We start from the raw sequence: 17290 nt of genomic DNA on the forward strand, positions 1-17290 counted from the left end.
CCGAGGATACCAGAGCCACCCGCGCCGACAGTACCCCGCCTGACTAACAGCGGTTATGCTCATGGCTCACTTGAATGGACTGGCCTGTGAATCAACTTTCCCCATTACAACGCCTCTGGCTGACCGAGACCGTGCGTCTGCGCGAAGAACACGCCGGCCCGCTGGACGATCTTGAAGCCAATCGGCGCGCCCGCACCAGCGCCGGCGACCTGCCCACACGCCTGCAAAACCGTGCCCTGTGGCTGGCGGAACGGGATGGCTTGCTCGCCGCCATGCAGCACTGGCTGCAAGGTGCGCGGCTGGCGCTGCTGGTATTGGCCGTACTGGCGGTACTCAGCGGCGCCGGGCTGGCCTTTGCCGCCCTGGGCAACGGGCAAACCCCGGTCAATGTGTTCTGGGCGCTGGGCAGCCTGCTTGGCCTCAATCTGATCCTGCTGTTGAGCTGGGCGCTGGGCCTGCTGTTTGCCGGTGAACACGGCGCCAGCCTCGGCCGCCTGTGGCTGTGGCTCAGCGAAAAACTCGCCCGCGACGCCAAGGCCGCACAACTGGCCCCCGCCTTATTGCTGTTGCTGCAACGGCGCAAGCTCAATCGCTGGGCACTCGGCACGCTGGTCAACGGCCTGTGGTTGCTGGCGATGCTCAGCGCGTTGGTGATGATGCTGCTGCTAATGGCCACCCGCCGTTACGGGTTTATCTGGGAAACCACGATTCTTGGTGCCGATGTGTTTGTCGCCGCCACCCGCGCCCTTGGCGCCCTGCCCAACTGGCTGGGCATGAGCGTACCCACCGTGGAGATGATCCGCATCAGCAACGACACCAACCTCTATGACAATGAACTGGTGCGTCAGGCATGGGCAGTCTGGCTGGTGGGCGTGGTCCTTATTTACGGGGTGATTCCGCGTCTGCTACTGGCGGCATTCTGCCTGTGGCGCTGGAATGCCGGGCGCAACGCACTGCAACTTGACCTTAATCTGCCCGGTTACAGCCAGCTGCGCGAGCGTCTGATGCCCAGCAGCGAGCGCCTGGGCGTAAATGACATAGCCCCCGAGCAGTTGCATAACGTGCAGGCCGGGCACAGCGACCTGCACACCGATGGCGCCTTGATCGTGGCCATCGAGCTGGACGATCAACACCCTTGGCCACCCACGTTGCCGGCTACGGTCAAGGATGCGGGCATTCTCGACAGCCGCGAATCCAGGCAAAAACTGCTCGAACAAATGACCCGTTTCCCCCCGGCGCGCCTGGCCATTGCCTGCGACCCGCGACGCTCGCCGGACCGTGGCAGCCTGGCGCTGATCGGCGAACTGGCCCGCAGTGCCCGCGAAACCCGCATATGGCTACTGCAAGCCCCCCCCGGCCAGGCACTGGACGCTGATCGCCTGGGCGACTGGCACACGGCGCTGGAGAAACTGGGTTTACCGTTCGCCGCCAGCGCCCCCCTGAACTGGCTGGAGACAGGCCATGACTAAGCCACTGACGCTGGCCGTGGTGGGCCATACCAATGTCGGCAAAACCTCGTTGCTGCGGACCCTGACCCGAGATGTCGGTTTTGGTGAAGTGTCCCATCGTCCCAGCACCACGCGCCATGTCGAAGGCGCACGGCTGTCGGTCGACGGCGAGCCGTTGCTGGAGCTGTACGACACGCCGGGGCTGGAAGATGCCATCGCCCTGCTCGACTACCTTGAGCGCCTCGACCACCCCGGCGAACGCCTGGATGGGCCGGCGCGGGTGGCGCGCTTTCTCGAAGGCAGCGAGGCGCGCCAGCGCTTTGAGCAGGAAGCCAAGGTGTTGCGCCAACTGCTGGCCTCGGACGCCGGGCTGTATGTGATCGACGCCCGCGAGCCGGTGCTGGCCAAGTACCGCGACGAACTCAGCGTACTGGCCAGTTGTGGCAAACCGCTGCTGCCGGTGCTCAACTTTGTCAGCAGCCCGCAGCACCGCGAACCCGAGTGGCGCGAAGCCCTGGCCCGTCTGGGCCTGCATGCACTGGTACGCTTCGACAGCGTGGCCCCGCCCGAAGATGGCGAACGCCGTTTATATGAAAGCCTGGCGCTGCTGCTGGAGCATTCGCGGGGCGCGCTGCAACGACTGATTACCGACCAGGAGGCCCAGCGTGAAGCCCGCAAGCACAGCGCCCTGCGCCTGATTGCCGAACTGCTGATCGACTGCGCCGCTTGCCGACGCAGCGTGGCCAGCGAAAAAACCGCCGAACAACAAGCTACCCAGCAGTTGCGCGAAACGATTCGCCAACGCGAGCAACGCTGCGTAGAAGCCATGCTCAAGCTGTACGGTTTTCGCACCAGCGATGCGGCGGCCAGCGACTTGCCGCTGCTCGACGGGCGCTGGGGCGATGACTTGTTCAACCCCGAGACGCTCAAGCATCTGGGCGTGCGGGTCGGTAGCGGGATTGCCGCAGGGGCTGCGGCCGGGGCAGGCGTGGACTTGATGGTGGGCGGCCTGACGCTGGGCGCGGCGGCGCTGGCCGGGGCCATTGCCGGCGGTGCGCTGCAAACCGCGCGCAGCTACGGCAGCCGCCTGCTGGGCAAGTTCAAGGGCCAGCGCGAGTTGACCGTGGACGACAGCGTGTTACGCCTGCTGGCGTTGCGCCAACGGCAATTGCTGCACGCTCTCAATGCTCGCGGGCATGCGGCGGTGGACAGCATCAAGGTCGCCACCCCGCAGGACAAGACCTGGCGCGAAGGCAAACTGCCCGAAGCCCTGAACAAGGCGCGGGCGCACCCGCAATGGTCGTCGCTCAACCCGCATCCGAAGTTGAGCCAGGCTGAGCGTCAGGAGCAGATTGAGTTGTTGGCCGGGCAGATCTAAGTACCGGCTTACCCCCCGTGAGCGAGCCTGCTCGCGATTGGATCATCACTGATACACCGCGTCGTTTGTTTCGCGAGCAGGCTCGCTCCCACAAGAATGGGTACTTAACCCTCTAACAGGCGGACGGCTTTGGCCTTGAGGATTTGCAGGTCGATCAGCGGCACATGCCTCTCTTTGGCCTGTTCATCCCACACCCGCATGCGCAGGCTCAACCCGCACAACGGGTCCTGCTCGAAGGCATCCGCCTCGGCCTCGCTCATCACCCCGCCCTGATAACCCAGGGTGCGAATGCTCGCCTCACTCAACAAATCGAAATACCCCGGCTGACGCAAAGTCAGGTAACGCTTGGCCTGTACGTGGTATTCCACCAGTTTGGCCAGCCGCTCGCTAAACCCGGCACGGCGCAGATAATCGGCGCCCACCCGCTCATGGCTGACTACACCGTATCCATCCATGTTCTTCGCATCATTGACGCAAAAGTGCCCGATATCGTGAAAGAACGCGGCCAACACCACTTCATCGTCATAACCTTCATCCAGCGCAAGCTGTGCGGCCTGGGACATATGCTCGATCTGTGACACCGGCTCGCCGATGTAATCATCGGTACCGTATTGCCGGTACAAGCCAAATACTTCTTCAACCACTTGCTGTGCGTGTGTCATCACATCTCCTCCAGCATCCGGGCGATATTGCCCTCGGCCATTGCCGGGCCCACGCTCATGCCCACGCCCGTGTGCATCAGCGCCGCATTCAGACCGGGCGCCACCTGCAGCCAGGTAAAAGGCCTGGCCCCTTTGGCACCATAGACGCCCTGCCAGCGCTCGACCACCTGCACTTCACAGCCCAGGGTTTCTTCGCACAATTGCAGCATCCAGTTATCCACCTGTTCGCCGTTGAAGGGTGAGGGATCCTCACTGTAATCATGAGAATCGCCGACGATCAAATCACCATAAGGTGTCGGGCTGATCAGCAGGTGAATGCCGTGCTGCTCCAGATGCGGGCTGTCACGCTGGATTTCGGCCTGCACTGGCGCCGCTTCGGGCAAGTCGGCAAAAGCGCCGTAATGCACACAGCTCAGGCCGGTCAGCAGGGCGTGTTGCAGCCTCAAGTTGACCTTGGGCCGCACGCGCAGCATTTGCAGGCGACAGATCTTCGGGTTGAGCCGGGCCAGTGGCTCGGCCAGCAGGGTCAGGTAATCGTGCCCCGAGCACACAATCACCTGCGAACCCTTGAAACTCCCCGCCGTGGTATGGACCTGACCGGGTTCGACTTCGCGCACCAGGGTCGAAAAATGAAATTCGACGCCCAGCTCACACTGCAAATAGTTGATAAGGGCCGGGATGGCTTCGCGCGAATACACCTGCTGGTCGTCAAGGCCATGCAAAGCGGCGCGATGATGGCTGAACTGGCCACCGTACAGCGCATCCATTTCTGCACCGCGCAATAATTCGGCGCGGTAGCCGAACTCGCGTGCACGACCTTGGCAGAACGCCTCAAGCAAGTGCTCTTCGGCTTCGGTGCGGGCGAACAGGTACGAGCCGTTGCGCTTGAGATCAAAGCCTGCGCGCTGCGCCCAGACTGCCCAAATGTCGCGGCTGGCACGGGCCAGATCGAGCATCACGCCCGGTGGTTGGCCGGTGACCAGCGCCTGGCCGAAATTGCGCACCGAGGCGCCCAGTGGCGTGGCGGTGCGTTCGAAGACGCGTACCTTGAGACCGCGTCTTGCAGCGGCGTAGGCGTGGGACAAGCCCAGAATGCCGGCGCCGACGATAAGGATTGGTTGAGTCATCACGATGTCCTGAAGGGCAACTTCACTTCCCTTGTGGGAGCGGGCTTGCTCGCGATACAAGCGCCGCGGTGCGGCTGTCCAACCGCAGCGATCCAATCGCGGGCAAGCCCGCTCCCACAGGTCTTTTGTGGCTACAAAACTACTGCGCCGCTTTCTCGGACTTGCCGTCATAGCGTTTGCGCCACTCGGCCAGGATGCTGTCGCGATTCTGCGAGGCCCAGGCGAAGTCGTTCTTGATCAGGCGCTGCTCGTAGTCGGCTGGCAGCTCGGTCTGTGGCTTGGCGATGCCGGGCTGGGCGAGTACCGCGAAGTTCTCTTTATAAAGCTCCATCGCCGCGGGGCTTGCGGAGAAGTCAGCCAGCTTTTTTGCTGCCTCTTCGTGCGGCGTCCCCTTGATTACAGCCGTCGCTTCGATTTCCCAACCCAGGCCTTCTTTAGGCAACACGATATCCAGCGGTGCCCCCTGACGCTTGAGCTGTACGGCCGGGTATTCAAAGGAGATACCGATCGGGAATTCCCCCGCAGCTGCCAGCTTGCAAGGCTTGGAACCTGAATGAACGTACTGGCCGATGTTCTGGTGCAGGTCGTCCATAAATTGCCAGCCCTGTTTCTCGCCGAAGGTCTGCAGCCAGGCGCTCACATCCAGAAAGCCGGTGCCGGACGAGGCCGGGTTGGGCATCACGATTTTGCCCTTGTATTCAGGCTTGGTCAGGTCCTGCCAGCTCACCGGCTTGCTCAGGCCCTGTTTTTCCGCCTCGATGGTGTTGAAGCAAATGGTCGCGGCCCACACGTCCATGCCCACCCAGGCCGGCGGGTTGGCTGCATCGCGGTAGTTGCCGCCGATCTTGGCCAGGTCCCTGGGGGCGTAGCTTTGCAGCATGCCCTGCTGGTCGAGGATCGCCAGGCTGGATGCCGCCAGGCCCCACACCGCATCTGCTTGCGGACGGGCTTTTTCCGCCAGCAGCTTGGCGGTGATGATGCCCGTGGAATCGCGAACCCACTTGATCTCGATGTCCGGGTTGGCCTTTTCAAAGGCCTGCTTGTAGGTCTTGAGCTGTTCGGCTTCCAGGGCCGTGTACACGGTCAGTTCAGTTTTGGCAGCGAACGCATTGAAGCTAAAAGCAGTGAGGACAGCAGCGGCAAGAGCAAGAGGCTTGAACATGGTGCGGTTCCTTTTGGGGTGTAGGGGCAGGGTTGTTGTTATTGCGCGGGCGCACCCTGGCGCCAGGCCTGGGAGCGGCGCAGCAAACCGCGCGAAGCCCATGCCAGCAGCAAGGACATACCCGCCGAAGTGAACAGGATCAGGGTCGACATCGCCGCCGCGCCGCCAACGTTGCCGGCGTCGTCCATGTTCAGCACCGCCACCGCCGCGAGGATGGTGTCGGGGCTGTAAAGGAAGATCGCCGCCGACACGGTGGTCATCGCCGAGACAAACAGGTAGCGCATGATGTCCAGCAGTGCGGGCAGGCAGATCGGCACGGTGACGCGCCAGTAATGGCGATAGAGCGGCGCCTTGAGCGACAGTGCGGCGGCTTCGAATTCGCCGTCGAGCTGGCGCAGGGCCGTGGTCGCAGTCATTTGTGCAGTGGTCAAATAATGCGCAATGGTGCAGGCCACCAGCAGGGTCATGGTGCCGTAGAGCACATGCAGCGGGTTGCCCGGCAGGTTGAAAAAGAACACGTAGCCCAGTCCCAGCACCAGCCCCGGCACGGCCATCGGTACAAAGCTGAGCATGCGCAGGGCCAGGTTGAGGCCTTTCTGGCTTCTGGTTTTCTCCATCAGATAGGCGCCGGTGAAGATCACCAGACTGCCAATCACCGCCGTACACAGCGCCATCGTTACACTGTTGCGATAGGCCAGCCAGCCGCCGCCTGCGGTGTCGTTGAACTGGTAGTGGTTGAGCGATAGCGACAGGTTATATGGCCAGAACTTGACCAGCGACGAGTACACCGCCATCCCGAAGACCAGCAGCAGGGTGGCGCAAATCAGCAGCACAATGGCCAGATAACAGCGGTCACGGCCCTTCGACGGCACGGGTTTGAACACCTGGGCGCGGCCACTCATCGAATCGCCATGCTGGCGGCGCAGCCAGGCATCAACGCCGAAACTGAACAGCGCAGGCAACAGCAGGACCATGCCGATCAAGGCGCCGCGACCGAATTGCTGCTGGCCGACCACGGCCTTGTAGGCTTCAAGCGCCAGCACCTGATAGTCGCCACCCACCACCACGGGCACACCGAAGTCGGTGATGGTCAGGGTGAAGACCAGGCAGAACGCGGCAAACACGGCCTGTTTGGTGCCCGGCCAGGTAATGCTGCGAAAGGCCTTGAAAGGCCCGGCCCCCATACTCGATGCAGCGTCAAACAAACGTGCATCGGCCAGAGACAAAGCCGACAGCAAAATCATCAAGGCGTGCGGGAAGGTGTAGATGGCCTCACCGAGAACGATGCCCCAGAAGCCGTAGATATTGTCGCTAACCAGCCCACGTAACATGCCCTGGTTACCAAACAGATACACCAGCGCGATGCCCGGCAGCATTGAAGGTGCCATCAGTGGCAGCAACGACAACCCGCGCCAGATGCGTTTGCCGGGGATCATGGTCCTTTGCAGGGCGTAGGCAAACAGATACGCCAGCGGTACGACGATGGCCGCCACGCTGAGGGAAACCTTAAGGCTATTACCCAGCAGCCAGTGAAAGTTGGCGCTGGTGACCAGTTCTCGCGCTGCGACCCAGCCGCCGCCCTGGCCGTCTTCGGCACTGAAGCCGCGCCAGAAGATAGCCAGCAACGGCATCAGCACCGCCACGCTCAACAACAGCAGTAACAGCAGCTTGCCGCCGACCACGAAGATACGGTCACCGAGTTCCGCTCTGCTGGCTTGGCGGGACATTTTGCCGGGCAATGGCAGGGCCATTTCAGCGGCCATGTCAGGCAAACACCTGCAGGCTGCCGGGTGGCAGGGCGACAAAAATATCCGGTGTGCCGAGGCGCGGCAGGTCCTGACTGCCGACTTCGGCCGTCAGGGCATGACCCGGCAGGTGGTTGAGTTCGAAGCTCATGCGGCAGCGATTGCCAAGAAAGGTAATTTCCCGAACCCGGGCCGGGAACAGGTTTTCCTGATGCAGTACCGGATTGACGCTGATGGCTTCGGGACGGCAGAACAAACGCCCCGAGGCGGCGCGGCCAGCGTCATCTGCCAGGCGCATGTTCATGCCGCCGACCTGAGCGTGGGTGGCACTGTTGCGCAAAAACGGTAGCCAGTTGCCCTGCCCCACAAATTCGGCGACAAACGGCGTGGCCGGCTTGTCGTAGATTTCTTGCGGGGTGGCGTACTGCTCGACCTTGCCGTTGTTCATCACAGCAATACGGTCGGCCATCAGCATGGCTTCGTCCTGATTGTGGGTGACCATCAGCGTGGTGATGCCCAGGCTGCGCTGCAATTGGCGCAGTTCGGTACATAAATGCTCACGGACGCGGGCATCCAGGGCCGACATTGGCTCGTCGAGTAATAGCAGAGACGGCGATGGCGCCAGGGCACGGGCCAGGGCGACCCGCTGCTGCTGGCCACCGGAAAGCTGACCCGGGAATTTCTTTTCGCTGCCGGTCAGGCCCACCAACTCCAGCATGTCGCCGACGCGCTTGCGCACCACCTCACGATTGCTGCCAGCCAGGCCGTAGGCAATGTTGGCCTCAACAGTCAGATTTGGGAACAAAGCATAGGATTGAAACAGAATCCCGTAATCACGGGCCTGCGGCGCCAGCTCGGAGACATCGCGATCACCCAGGTACAGTGCGCCGTTGTCCTGATGCTCCAGGCCTGCGATACAACGCAACAGCGTGGTCTTGCCGCAACCGGACGGGCCGAGCAGACACACCAGCTCGCCTGCAGCCACCTCCAGCGAGACGTTATCCAGCGCGGTAAAGGCGCCAAAGCGCTTGCTCACATTGCGCACCTTCATCGGCACGCCGGGCTGGGTAAAAGCGGTTGTGTTCGAGCTGTTCATGGATGCACCTCATCAAGCAGATAAGGGCCATCCTAGAGATGCAATGCGTACAAGATGTGGCAGCAAGGCCAAAGCAGCCGATAGTGGTATTGGTGGATTTGGGTATGGGTATGGGTGCAGGGTCATTGTGGGAGCGGGCTTGCTCGCGATGGCCTTACCGCGTTTTGCCTGACAAACCGCATCGTCTGCATCATGAGCAAGCCCGCTCCCACAGTGGTTGTGGTCAGGCCGGGGCCATTTCCTGCGCCAGCCCCAGAAACGCCGCCGGCAAACGCGCGGCTTTTCGCTCTTTGAGGCAGTACAGGTACTCATGGATCACTGGCGCATTCTCAAGGGTCAGTACCCGTAACTGCGGGTCATGAGGTACTTCCTGGCGAGCGATGATGCTGATGCCGATATTGCGCAGCACCGCTTCGCGGATCGACTCCCGGCTGCCAATTTCCAGCAGCGGACCAAAACTCACCCCGGCATTGGCCAGCAGGTCTTCGGTCAACTGGCGCGTGGTCGAACCTTGCTCACGCATCAACAAGCAATGCCCGGCCAGCGCACTGAGCGGTACATGCTCTAGCTTGGCCAGTGGGTGATTGCGATGCACCGCCAGCACCAGCGGATCGGCACCCAGGACGCGGCGGATCAGGCGCGGGTCTTCCACCAGTTGTGAGGAAGCCGCGATATCGACCCGGTATTCGTCCAGTGCCTCCAGCACCTGCTGGGAGTTGCCGATATCCACCGCCACCTCGATCTGCGGCAAGCGTTCGCGAAAGGCTTTGACCAGATCCAGGATGTAATACGGCGCGGTTGCGGCAATACGCAGCATGCCGGTGCCCTGGCCGCTGTTGCGCAAAAAGAATTCGATATCGGCTTCTTGCTGCAGCAACGCCTTGACCATCGGCAGCAGGCGTACGCCGTCATCGCTGAGGGTCAGGCGCCGGCCGCCACGGTAAAACAGCTCTACACCGTACTGGCTTTCGAGGTTGCGGATTTGCGTGGTCACAGTCGGCTGGCTCAGCCCGAGCTTTTTGGCGGCCTGAGTAATGCTGCCCAGTTGGGCCACCCGGTAAAACGCTTTCAGCTCGGCACTCAGCACAACAGCCCCTCTTGATCTATTTGCGCAACAGGCGCAAACCGTTGAACACCACCAACAGGCTGACGCCCATGTCGGCAAACACGGCCATCCACATGGTGGCCAAACCGAGGAAGGTTACCGCAAGAAAGATCGCCTTGATGACCAATGCCAAGGCAATGTTCTGTTTCAGGATGCTGGAGGTCTGCCGTGACAGGCGAATAAAAGCCGGTATCTTGCGCAGATCGTCGTCCATCAGGGCAACATCGGCGGTCTCGATCGCGGTATCCGTACCTGCCGCGGCCATGGCAAAACCGATCTCGGCACGGGCCAGGGCCGGAGCGTCATTAATGCCGTCGCCCACCATGCCTACATGATGGCCCTTGGCATACAGCGCTTCGATCGCCTTGAGCTTGTCTTCCGGGAGCAGGTTGCCCTGGGCTTCGTCGATACCGACCTGGGCGGCAATGGCGTTGGCCGTGTGAGGATTATCGCCGGTCAGCATCAGGGTCTTGATGCCCAACTCATGCAACTCGCGGATCGCTTCACGGCTGGTTTGCTTGACCGTGTCTGCCACGGCGAACAGCGCCAGCGGGCCTGCGCTGTCGCACAGCAAGATCACGGTTTTGCCCTGTTCTTCCAGCGCAAACAGCTCGGTCTCGAGTTCAGGAGAGCACAGGCCCAATTCTTCAACCAGGCGGTGATTGCCCAGGTGGTAGAGCTTGCCGTCGATTTCGCCACGCACTCCGCGCCCCGCCAGCGCGGTGAAGTTATCCACAGCACTCAAAGGCAGATTCTTATCCACAGCAGCATTAGCCACAGCCAGCGACACCGGATGATCGGAACGGCTTGCAAGGCTGGCGGCCAACAGCACCGCGCTGTCAGTGACCAGCGGATCAAGGGGCAGGTAATCGGTTTGCACCGGTTTGCCGTGGGTGATGGTGCCGGTCTTGTCCAGAGCCAGGAAGTCGAGCTTGTGGCCGCCTTCCAGGTACACCCCGCCCTTGACCAAAATCCCCTTGCGGGCCGCAGCCGCCAGGCCGCTGACGATGGTTACCGGCGTCGAAATCACCAGCGCACAAGGGCACGCCACCACCAGTAACACCAGCGCACGGTAGATCCAGTCAAACCATACGCCGCCCATAAACAACGGCGGGATCACCGCCACTGCCAGGGCAAAGGCAAACACCAGCGGGGTATAGATTTTCGCGAAGCTGTCGACGAAACGCTGGGTCGGTGCCCGGGCGCCCTGGGCCTGCTCTACAGCGTGAATGATCCGCGCCAGGGTCGAGTTGTTGGCCGCTGCCGTCACCCGGTATTCCAGGGCGCCGGACTGGTTGATGGTGCCCGCGAAGACTTTGTCGCCCAGCGCTTTCTCGATGGGCAGGCTTTCACCGGTGATCGGCGCCTGATCGACTGTGGAGTTGCCCGCTACCACTTCACCGTCCAGGCCGATACGCTCGCCCGGCCGTACCCTGACCAGGCTGCCCAGGGCGATGTCTTTGACCTCAAGCTCAATCCAGCTGCCATCCGCCTGCTGCACGGTGGCCTTGTCCGGCGCCATTTGCATCAGGCCACTGATGGCATTGCGCGCACGATCGAGGGATTTGGCTTCGATCAGTTCGGCCACGGTAAACAGGAACATCACCATCGCCGCTTCCGGCCATTGGCCGATCAACACGGCCCCCGTCACGGCGATGCTCATCAGTGCATTGATGTTCAGGTTGAGGTTTTTCAGGGCGATCCAGCCCTTTTTATAGGTGGTCAGGCCGCCGCTGAGGATCGACACCAGCGCCACCAGCGCAATCACCCAGGTGGGTGCAGCATCGGTAAAGTGCAGCACTTCAGCCGCCAACGCGCCCGCACCGGCCACGGCCAGAGGCCACCAGTGTTTTTTCGCAGGCAGTGCAGGCGGGGCCGCATCCGCACCGGAATTGATGGGCTCGGCGTGCATGCCGAGGGATTTGATTGCGTCGACAATCGGCCCGACGGACGGCAGGTCGTGGGTCACGCCCAATACCCGGTTGATGAGGTTGAATTCCAGTTGCTGCACACCCGCCAGCTTGCCCAGCTTGTTCTGGATCAGGGTCTGCTCGGTGGGGCAGTCCATCGCTTCAATGCGAAAGCTGCTCAGGCGCGCGCCCGCAGTGGCCGCGGCGGCCAGCTTGACGACGCTCGGTCCCGCTGCGCCGGGGCAGCAGCTATGGGCGTGAGCGTGCGTGTCGCCATGCCCATGTTCGTGATCGTGATCGTGATCGTGATCGTGATCGTGATCGTGATCATGCTTGTTCGGTGCGTGAATGGAATCGCTCATCAGATTGCGTCCGGGAAAGGTGCCTGTTGCCAAGTAAAGACCCTGTAGCCACTATAGGGTCAAGCATCCTTTTGGAGATCTGCTTGATGAAAATTGGCGAACTGGCGAAATTGACCGACTGTCAGGTCGAAACCATCCGTTATTACGAACGCGAAGGGCTGCTGCCAGAGCCTGCGCGCAGTGAAGGCAACTACCGTTTGTACACCCAGGCCCATGTTGAGCGGCTGACGTTTATCCGCAATTGCCGCAGCCTGGACATGACCCTGGAAGAAATCCGCAGCCTGCTCAACCTGCGTGACAGCCCCCAGGACCAGTGCGAAAGCGTGAATGCGCTGATCGACGAACATATTCATCACGTCAAGGCGCGGGTCGACAGTTTGCTGGCCCTGCAGGCGCAATTGCTCGACCTGCGGCAAAAGTGTGGCGAGGGGCCTGACGGGGAGCATTGCGGGATTTTGCAGCAGCTGGAAGTCAGCGGCTCGGTCAGCCCGCCGGAAGGCGAGCCCAGCCATGTGGGCAGAAGCCACGGGCATTGATTGCAGGGCGCCGATGCAGGCCTTGGCCCTTCAATCGTGCCGGACGCGGAGCGCCTAAAACGCTATTCTGTCCAGGTTTTCCCCTTACAGAATGTGAACTGCCAAATGCCAGACTGGAACCACTACCTACAGCGCATCCTTGAGTTGATGAAGCGCTATCCAGGGCTGATCGCGGCGTTTGGCTTTTGCTCGGGGGTGGGCAGTTTCATTCTGGTGGACCGCCAGCAAGGCATGGCCCGCTGGATTGCGGTGATCCTGCTGGTGAGCTGGGTCTGGTTGATGCTGGAAAACACCTTCACCCGGCTGTTCAGCCGGGTGTTCAAGCGCGAAATACCTGAACCGCTGCTGCGCTATGCCACCCAGATGATCCACCAGGAAAGTTTTTTTTTCGTCCTGCCATTTTTCTTTATCACCACCACCTGGAACAGTGGCCAACTGGTCTTTACCGGACTTCTGGGCGTGTGCGCACTGATCGCCATCACTGACCCGCTGTATTACAAATGGCTGGCCCCCCGGCGCTGGCTGTTTCTGGCCCTGCACACCCTGGCCCTGTTCGCGGCCATGCTGACGGCGTTGCCGATCATCCTCAACCTCACCACCTCCGAGAGCTACAAGCTGGCGCTGGGCACCGCCGTGCTACTGTCCATTCCCAGCCTGGCCGTGAGCCTGCCGCTGAAAACCTGGCGTGGCTGGCTGGTATTGCCCTTGATAGTCCTGGCCCTGGGCGGCACCGGCTGGCTGCTGCGATCCTGGGTGCCACCAGCTACGCTGTGGATGACCGAAGTGGCCGTCACCACCCAGTTGCAGGACCGCACGCCGGGCGAGAGCATCAAGCACATCAGCGTCAGCGAGCTGCGCAGTCGTGGCCTGTACGCCTATACCTCGATCAATGCGCCCCGGGGTTTGAATGAGCGGATTTACCATGTGTGGCAACTCAACGGCCAGGAGGTCGATCGCATCGCCCTGGATATTCATGGCGGGCGCAAAGAAGGTTATCGCGCCTGGACCCACAAGCAGAATTTCCCGCCGGACCCGGTGGGTCGCTGGCAAGTCCGGGTGTTGACCGAGGATGGGCAACTGATCGGCGTTTTGCGCTTCAGGGTTAACCTGGATCAATCTGCGCCTGCGGTTGTTAAGGCAAACTGAAGCACTTTTGCCGGATTGTGCTATTACATAAGGTCTGCGTTCAAACGTACCGAGCTGGGAGCTTAAGACTATTACGGCCATGGCGGGCAATGCCCAACTAGACACTTCCGGTAATCCGGCGCGACTGCTGATCAGCGGCGACTGGACGCTTGCCCATTACACACGCCTCAAGCAGCAGACCGAACAACTGGTCGGCAAGTACGATGCCCAGACCGCCATCAACCTGGACGACGTGTCCAGCATCGATACGGCCGGGGCTTCGCTGCTGGTGGAGCTGCTGGGGGCAGAGCGCGTCAGCCAGTTGACCGACACCGCACAAAAACTCCCCGCCGCCGACCGCGCCTTGCTGCAAACGGTCTATTCCTCGATGCGCGATTTTTGCGTGCCGGTCGCAGCCCAGGAACAGAACGTCGGCATCCTCTTGCTCAGCCGCATCGGCAGCGCGGTCTACAAGCTGTGGCAAGACTCCCTGCAACTGCTGGGGTTTATCGGCCTGATCCTGCAGACCCTGGCGCGCAACCTGTTTCGACCCAAACAATGGCGCATCACCCCGGTGGTGGCGCATATCGAGCAGATCGGTCTTAACGCCGCGCCGATCGTGGTGTTGCTGACCTTTATGGTGGGCGCCGTAGTGGCGTTTCTCGGGGCCACGGTACTGGCCAACTTTGGTGCGGGGATTTTTACCGTTGACCTGGTGGCGTTTTCCTTCCTGCGTGAATTCGGCGTGTTGCTCACCGCCATCCTTCTGGCCGGGCGCACGGCCAGTGCCTTTACCGCACAAATCGGCTCGATGAAGGCCAACGAAGAAATTGACGCGATCCGCACCCTGGGCCTCGATCCGATGGACTTGCTGGTGTTGCCACGGGTGCTGGCGCTGTTGATTTCCCTGCCGCTGCTGACATTCATGGCCATGATGGCGGGCATCCTCGGCGGTGCCGTGGTCTGCGTGGTGTCCCTGGGTATCTCGCCGGACATGTTTATTTCGCTGCTGCACTCGGATATCGGCGTGCAGCACTTTTTGGTGGGCATGGTCAAAGCGCCGTTCTTTGCCTTCCTGATTGCCGCGGTGGGCTGCCTTGAAGGCTTTAAAGTCAGCGGCAGCGCCGAGTCGGTGGGCGCCCACACCACGTCCAGCGTGGTCCAGTCGATCTTTATCGTGATCGTCCTCGACGCCGTGGCCGCGTTGTTCTTTATGGAGATGGGCTGGTGAGTACGTCCCTGCGCAAACCCGGCGAGACCGTGATCGAGGTGCGTGACCTGTGCAACCGCTTTGGTAGCCAGACCGTGCATGAACACCTCGACCTTGATGTGTACAAAGGTGAGATTCTCGGCGTGGTCGGCGGCTCCGGCACCGGCAAATCCGTGCTGCTGCGCAGTATTGTCGGTTTGCGTCGGCCCACTGAAGGGCAGGTCCGGGTGTTTGGCCAGGACTTGATGAGCCTTGATGAACAGGCGCGCTCAATGATCGAGCGGCGCTTTGGTGTGCTGTTTCAGATGGGCGCGCTGTTTTCTTCACTGACGGTAAAAGAGAACATCGCCCTGCCCCTGATCGAGCACGCCGGCCTGAGCCGGCCTGATGCCGAGCACCTGGCGTGCGTCAAGCTGGCGCTGTCGGGGTTGCCCCTGTCGGCAGCAGACAAGTACCCGTCTTCACTGTCCGGTGGCATGGTCAAGCGCGCAGCGCTGGCCCGGGCGCTGGCGCTGGACCCGGACATCCTGTTTCTGGACGAACCCACCGCTGGGCTGGATCCGATCGGCGCGGCGGCCTTTGACCAACTTATCCTGACACTGCGCGATGCGCTGGGGTTAAGCGTGTTCCTGGTCACCCACGATCTCGACACGCTGTACACCATCACTGACCGGGTGGCGGTGCTGTCGCAAAAACGGGTGCTGGTGGCGGCACCCATCACTGAGGTCGAAGACTACGACGACCCGTGGATTCATGACTATTTCCATGGCCCCCGTGGCCGCGCCGCGTACGAAGCGGCAACCCACCTCAAGGAGCAATGACATGGAAACCCGTGCCCATCATGTATTGATCGGCCTGTTCAGCGTCCTGATTGTCGTCGGGGCCATGCTGTTTGGCCTGTGGCTGGCCAAGGCGAGCATGGACAGCACGTTCAAGGATTACGAAGTGGTGTTCAACGAAGCCGTCAGCGGCCTGTCCAAAGGCAGCTCGGTGCAATACAACGGCATCAAGGTCGGCGACGTGATCGAATTGCGCCTGGACGACAAGGACCCGCGCCGGGTACTGGCGCGCATTCGTCTGGCGGCCAACACCCCGGTCAAGGTCGACACCAAGGCCAAGCTGGCGCTGACCGGCGTGACCGGGACTTCGATCATCCAGCTCAGTGGCGGTGACCCCAACAGCCCGCCCCTCAAGGGCAAGGACGGCAAGCTGCCGGAAATCGTGGCTTCGCCCTCGCCCATTGCCCGCCTGCTCACCGACGGCTCTGACGTGATGGCCAACGTCAATATGCTGCTGCATAACGCCAATGCGTTGTTCTCCGAAGACAACGTCAACCGTGTCAGCAAGACCCTGGACAACCTTGAGCAAACCACTACGGCCATTGCCGGTCAGCGCGGCGATATCAGCCAGACATTGAAACAGCTGGCCCAGGTCGGCAAACAGGCCAGCGTCACGCTTGAGCAAACCAACGTGCTGATGCGCAACGCCAACGGCCTGTTGAGCACCGAAGGCAAACAGATGTTCAACAGCGCCGAGCAGGCCATGAACTCGCTGCAGCAGAGCACCGCGACGATCAACAAACTGATCAACAACAATGAGGACTCGCTCAACAGCGGCCTGCAGGGGCTGAATCAGCTCGGCCCTGCAGTCAATGAACTGCGCGAAACCCTTGGCACATTGCGCTCGATCTCGCGGCGCCTGGAATCCAATCCAAGCGGTTACTTGCTGGGCCGCGAGCAGAACAAGGAATTCACCCCATGAAGCGCACCTATCGCCTGGCAGGTTCCATCGCCCTTGCTACTGGTCTGAGCCTGCTCAGCGCCTGCTCGATTTTGCCCAAACCCGAGATAGTCGACGTGTATCGGCTGCCGGCGGCGCAAGCACCTATGGCCGTCAGCCAGAGTACGCCAGTGAAGTGGTCATTGCGTCTGGAAAAGCCGATGACCACTGGCGCGTTGAACAGCCAGAACATCGTGGTGGTGCCTGAGGGCAACCTGATCAGTAACTACAAAGGTGCCCGCTGGAGCGATACGGCCCCGGTGCTGTTGCGCAACCGTCTGCTTGAGGCCTTCTTGCAGGATGGCAGGATCCAGGGCTTGAGCACCGATGACAGCAACTTGCAGTCCGATTACGAACTGGGGGGCGAATTGTTGGCGTTTCAGACCCACTACAACGGCAAAAGCCCGGAAGTGCTGATCCAGTACAACGCCCGCCTGGTACGCAGCAGTGATCAGCGGGTCATTGCTTCCAAACGCTTTGAGACGCGCCAGCCGCTGAGCAACCCGATGGTACCAGGCGTGGTCGCAGGTTTTGGCCAGGCCAGTGATGTGCTGATGCCACAAGTGGTGCAGTGGGTGATGCAGCAGGGGCAGGCGCAGCGTTAAAAAGCCCGAAGCAAGAGCCAAAAGCCCCTCCCCCTAACCC

General features: G+C 61.5%; 15 protein-coding genes. 8 read left to right on the plus strand and 7 right to left on the minus strand.

From position 1 onward, the window contains the following. Positions 1–86: 86 nt before the first annotated feature. Together QN377_RS02015 and QN377_RS02020 are read left to right on the plus strand one after the other, a co-directional pair. Positions 87–1469, plus strand: a complete 1383-nt coding sequence (locus tag QN377_RS02015) for a DUF2868 domain-containing protein (RefSeq protein WP_133144082.1) — start codon at positions 87–89, stop codon at positions 1467–1469. Next, positions 1462–2826: a GTPase/DUF3482 domain-containing protein gene (locus QN377_RS02020; protein ID WP_094999781.1), complete on the plus strand. Its 1365-nt coding sequence runs from the start codon at positions 1462–1464 to the stop codon at positions 2824–2826. Before QN377_RS02015 ends, QN377_RS02020 begins: the two co-directional genes overlap by 8 nt. Before the next feature lie 104 nt (positions 2827–2930). Here QN377_RS02020 and QN377_RS02025 read toward each other — a convergent pair whose 3' ends face one another. The 7 genes from QN377_RS02025 to QN377_RS02055 form a co-directional block, all read right to left on the minus strand. Beyond that, complete coding sequence (locus QN377_RS02025; protein ID WP_322213844.1) at positions 2931–3488, minus strand: phosphonate degradation HD-domain oxygenase; 558 nt, start codon at positions 3486–3488, stop codon at positions 2931–2933. After that, positions 3488–4615, minus strand: a complete 1128-nt coding sequence (locus tag QN377_RS02030; RefSeq protein ID WP_322213845.1) for a TIGR03364 family FAD-dependent oxidoreductase — start codon at positions 4613–4615, stop codon at positions 3488–3490. Before QN377_RS02030 ends, QN377_RS02025 begins: the two co-directional genes overlap by 1 nt. A 139-nt stretch (positions 4616–4754) precedes the next feature. Further along, positions 4755–5777 carry a putative 2-aminoethylphosphonate ABC transporter substrate-binding protein gene (locus QN377_RS02035; protein ID WP_094999977.1) on the minus strand — a complete coding sequence of 341 codons (1023 nt, stop codon included), beginning with the start codon at positions 5775–5777 and terminating at the stop codon, positions 4755–4757. A 38-nt stretch (positions 5778–5815) separates the two neighbouring features. Beyond that, positions 5816–7540 (minus strand): putative 2-aminoethylphosphonate ABC transporter permease subunit, encoded by a 1725-nt coding sequence (locus QN377_RS02040; protein WP_095017840.1) that lies wholly within the window; start codon positions 7538–7540, stop codon positions 5816–5818. Position 7541: 1 nt separating this feature from the next. Continuing rightward, positions 7542–8618: a putative 2-aminoethylphosphonate ABC transporter ATP-binding protein gene (locus tag QN377_RS02045; protein ID WP_095026828.1), complete on the minus strand. Its 1077-nt coding sequence runs from the start codon at positions 8616–8618 to the stop codon at positions 7542–7544. Positions 8619–8841: 223 nt separating this feature from the next. Beyond that, positions 8842–9705, minus strand: coding sequence for a LysR family transcriptional regulator (locus QN377_RS02050; protein ID WP_095017842.1), 864 nt, complete (start codon positions 9703–9705; stop codon positions 8842–8844). A 16-nt stretch (positions 9706–9721) separates the two neighbouring features. Next, on the minus strand, positions 9722–11995 hold the full coding sequence (locus QN377_RS02055; protein WP_322213846.1) for a heavy metal translocating P-type ATPase: 2274 nt from the start codon (positions 11993–11995) through the stop codon (positions 9722–9724). A gap of 86 nt (positions 11996–12081) precedes the next feature. On the opposite strand from QN377_RS02055, the gene cadR reads away from it, so the two are divergent. The 6 genes from cadR (at position 12082) to QN377_RS02085 (ending at position 17250) form a co-directional block, all read left to right on the plus strand. Then, positions 12082–12531 carry a Cd(II)/Pb(II)-responsive transcriptional regulator gene (gene cadR / locus QN377_RS02060; RefSeq protein WP_094999775.1) on the plus strand — a complete coding sequence of 150 codons (450 nt, stop codon included), beginning with the start codon at positions 12082–12084 and terminating at the stop codon, positions 12529–12531. 105 nt (positions 12532–12636) lie between these two features. Beyond that, positions 12637–13677: a DUF5924 family protein gene (locus tag QN377_RS02065; RefSeq protein ID WP_094999774.1), complete on the plus strand. Its 1041-nt coding sequence runs from the start codon at positions 12637–12639 to the stop codon at positions 13675–13677. Positions 13678–13756: 79 nt separating this feature from the next. Continuing rightward, positions 13757–14887, plus strand: a complete 1131-nt coding sequence (locus QN377_RS02070; protein ID WP_094999773.1) for an ABC transporter permease — start codon at positions 13757–13759, stop codon at positions 14885–14887. Positions 14888–14895: 8 nt separating this feature from the next. After that, a complete protein-coding gene (locus tag QN377_RS02075) occupies positions 14896–15687 on the plus strand; it encodes an ABC transporter ATP-binding protein (RefSeq protein WP_153326752.1) in 792 nt (263 codons plus the stop codon). Between the two features lies 1 nt (position 15688). Beyond that, positions 15689–16627, plus strand: a complete 939-nt coding sequence (locus QN377_RS02080; RefSeq protein WP_094999771.1) for an MlaD family protein — start codon at positions 15689–15691, stop codon at positions 16625–16627. After that, the gene (locus QN377_RS02085; RefSeq protein WP_094999770.1) at positions 16624–17250 is read left to right on the plus strand and encodes an ABC-type transport auxiliary lipoprotein family protein; all 627 of its coding nucleotides are present in this window, start codon (positions 16624–16626) and stop codon (positions 17248–17250) included. The genes QN377_RS02080 and QN377_RS02085 overlap by 4 nt, the downstream gene beginning before the upstream one ends. Positions 17251–17290: the final 40 nt, after the last annotated feature.

Source organism: Pseudomonas sp. CCC4.1 (assembly GCF_035019225.1).
Classification (GTDB): domain Bacteria; phylum Pseudomonadota; class Gammaproteobacteria; order Pseudomonadales; family Pseudomonadaceae; genus Aquipseudomonas; species Aquipseudomonas bubulae.

What these genes read in the sequence shown, in the direction of transcription:
- QN377_RS02065 (WP_094999774.1), top strand. Translation starts at nt 12,637, where the DNA reads ATGCCAGACTGGAACCACTACCTACAGCGCATCCTTGAGTTGATGAAG.
- QN377_RS02030 (WP_322213845.1), bottom strand. Translation starts at nt 4,615, where the DNA reads ATGACTCAACCAATCCTTATCGTCGGCGCCGGCATTCTGGGCTTGTCC.
- QN377_RS02025 (WP_322213844.1), bottom strand. Translation starts at nt 3,488, where the DNA reads ATGACACACGCACAGCAAGTGGTTGAAGAAGTATTTGGCTTGTACCGG.
- QN377_RS02070 (WP_094999773.1), top strand. Translation starts at nt 13,757, where the DNA reads ATGGCGGGCAATGCCCAACTAGACACTTCCGGTAATCCGGCGCGACTG.
- QN377_RS02085 (WP_094999770.1), top strand. Translation starts at nt 16,624, where the DNA reads ATGAAGCGCACCTATCGCCTGGCAGGTTCCATCGCCCTTGCTACTGGT.
- QN377_RS02080 (WP_094999771.1), top strand. Translation starts at nt 15,689, where the DNA reads ATGGAAACCCGTGCCCATCATGTATTGATCGGCCTGTTCAGCGTCCTG.
- cadR (WP_094999775.1), top strand. Translation starts at nt 12,082, where the DNA reads ATGAAAATTGGCGAACTGGCGAAATTGACCGACTGTCAGGTCGAAACC.
- QN377_RS02035 (WP_094999977.1), bottom strand. Translation starts at nt 5,777, where the DNA reads ATGTTCAAGCCTCTTGCTCTTGCCGCTGCTGTCCTCACTGCTTTTAGC.
- QN377_RS02040 (WP_095017840.1), bottom strand. Translation starts at nt 7,540, where the DNA reads ATGGCCGCTGAAATGGCCCTGCCATTGCCCGGCAAAATGTCCCGCCAA.
- QN377_RS02055 (WP_322213846.1), bottom strand. Translation starts at nt 11,995, where the DNA reads ATGAGCGATTCCATTCACGCACCGAACAAGCATGATCACGATCACGAT.
- QN377_RS02045 (WP_095026828.1), bottom strand. Translation starts at nt 8,618, where the DNA reads ATGAACAGCTCGAACACAACCGCTTTTACCCAGCCCGGCGTGCCGATG.
- QN377_RS02020 (WP_094999781.1), top strand. Translation starts at nt 1,462, where the DNA reads ATGACTAAGCCACTGACGCTGGCCGTGGTGGGCCATACCAATGTCGGC.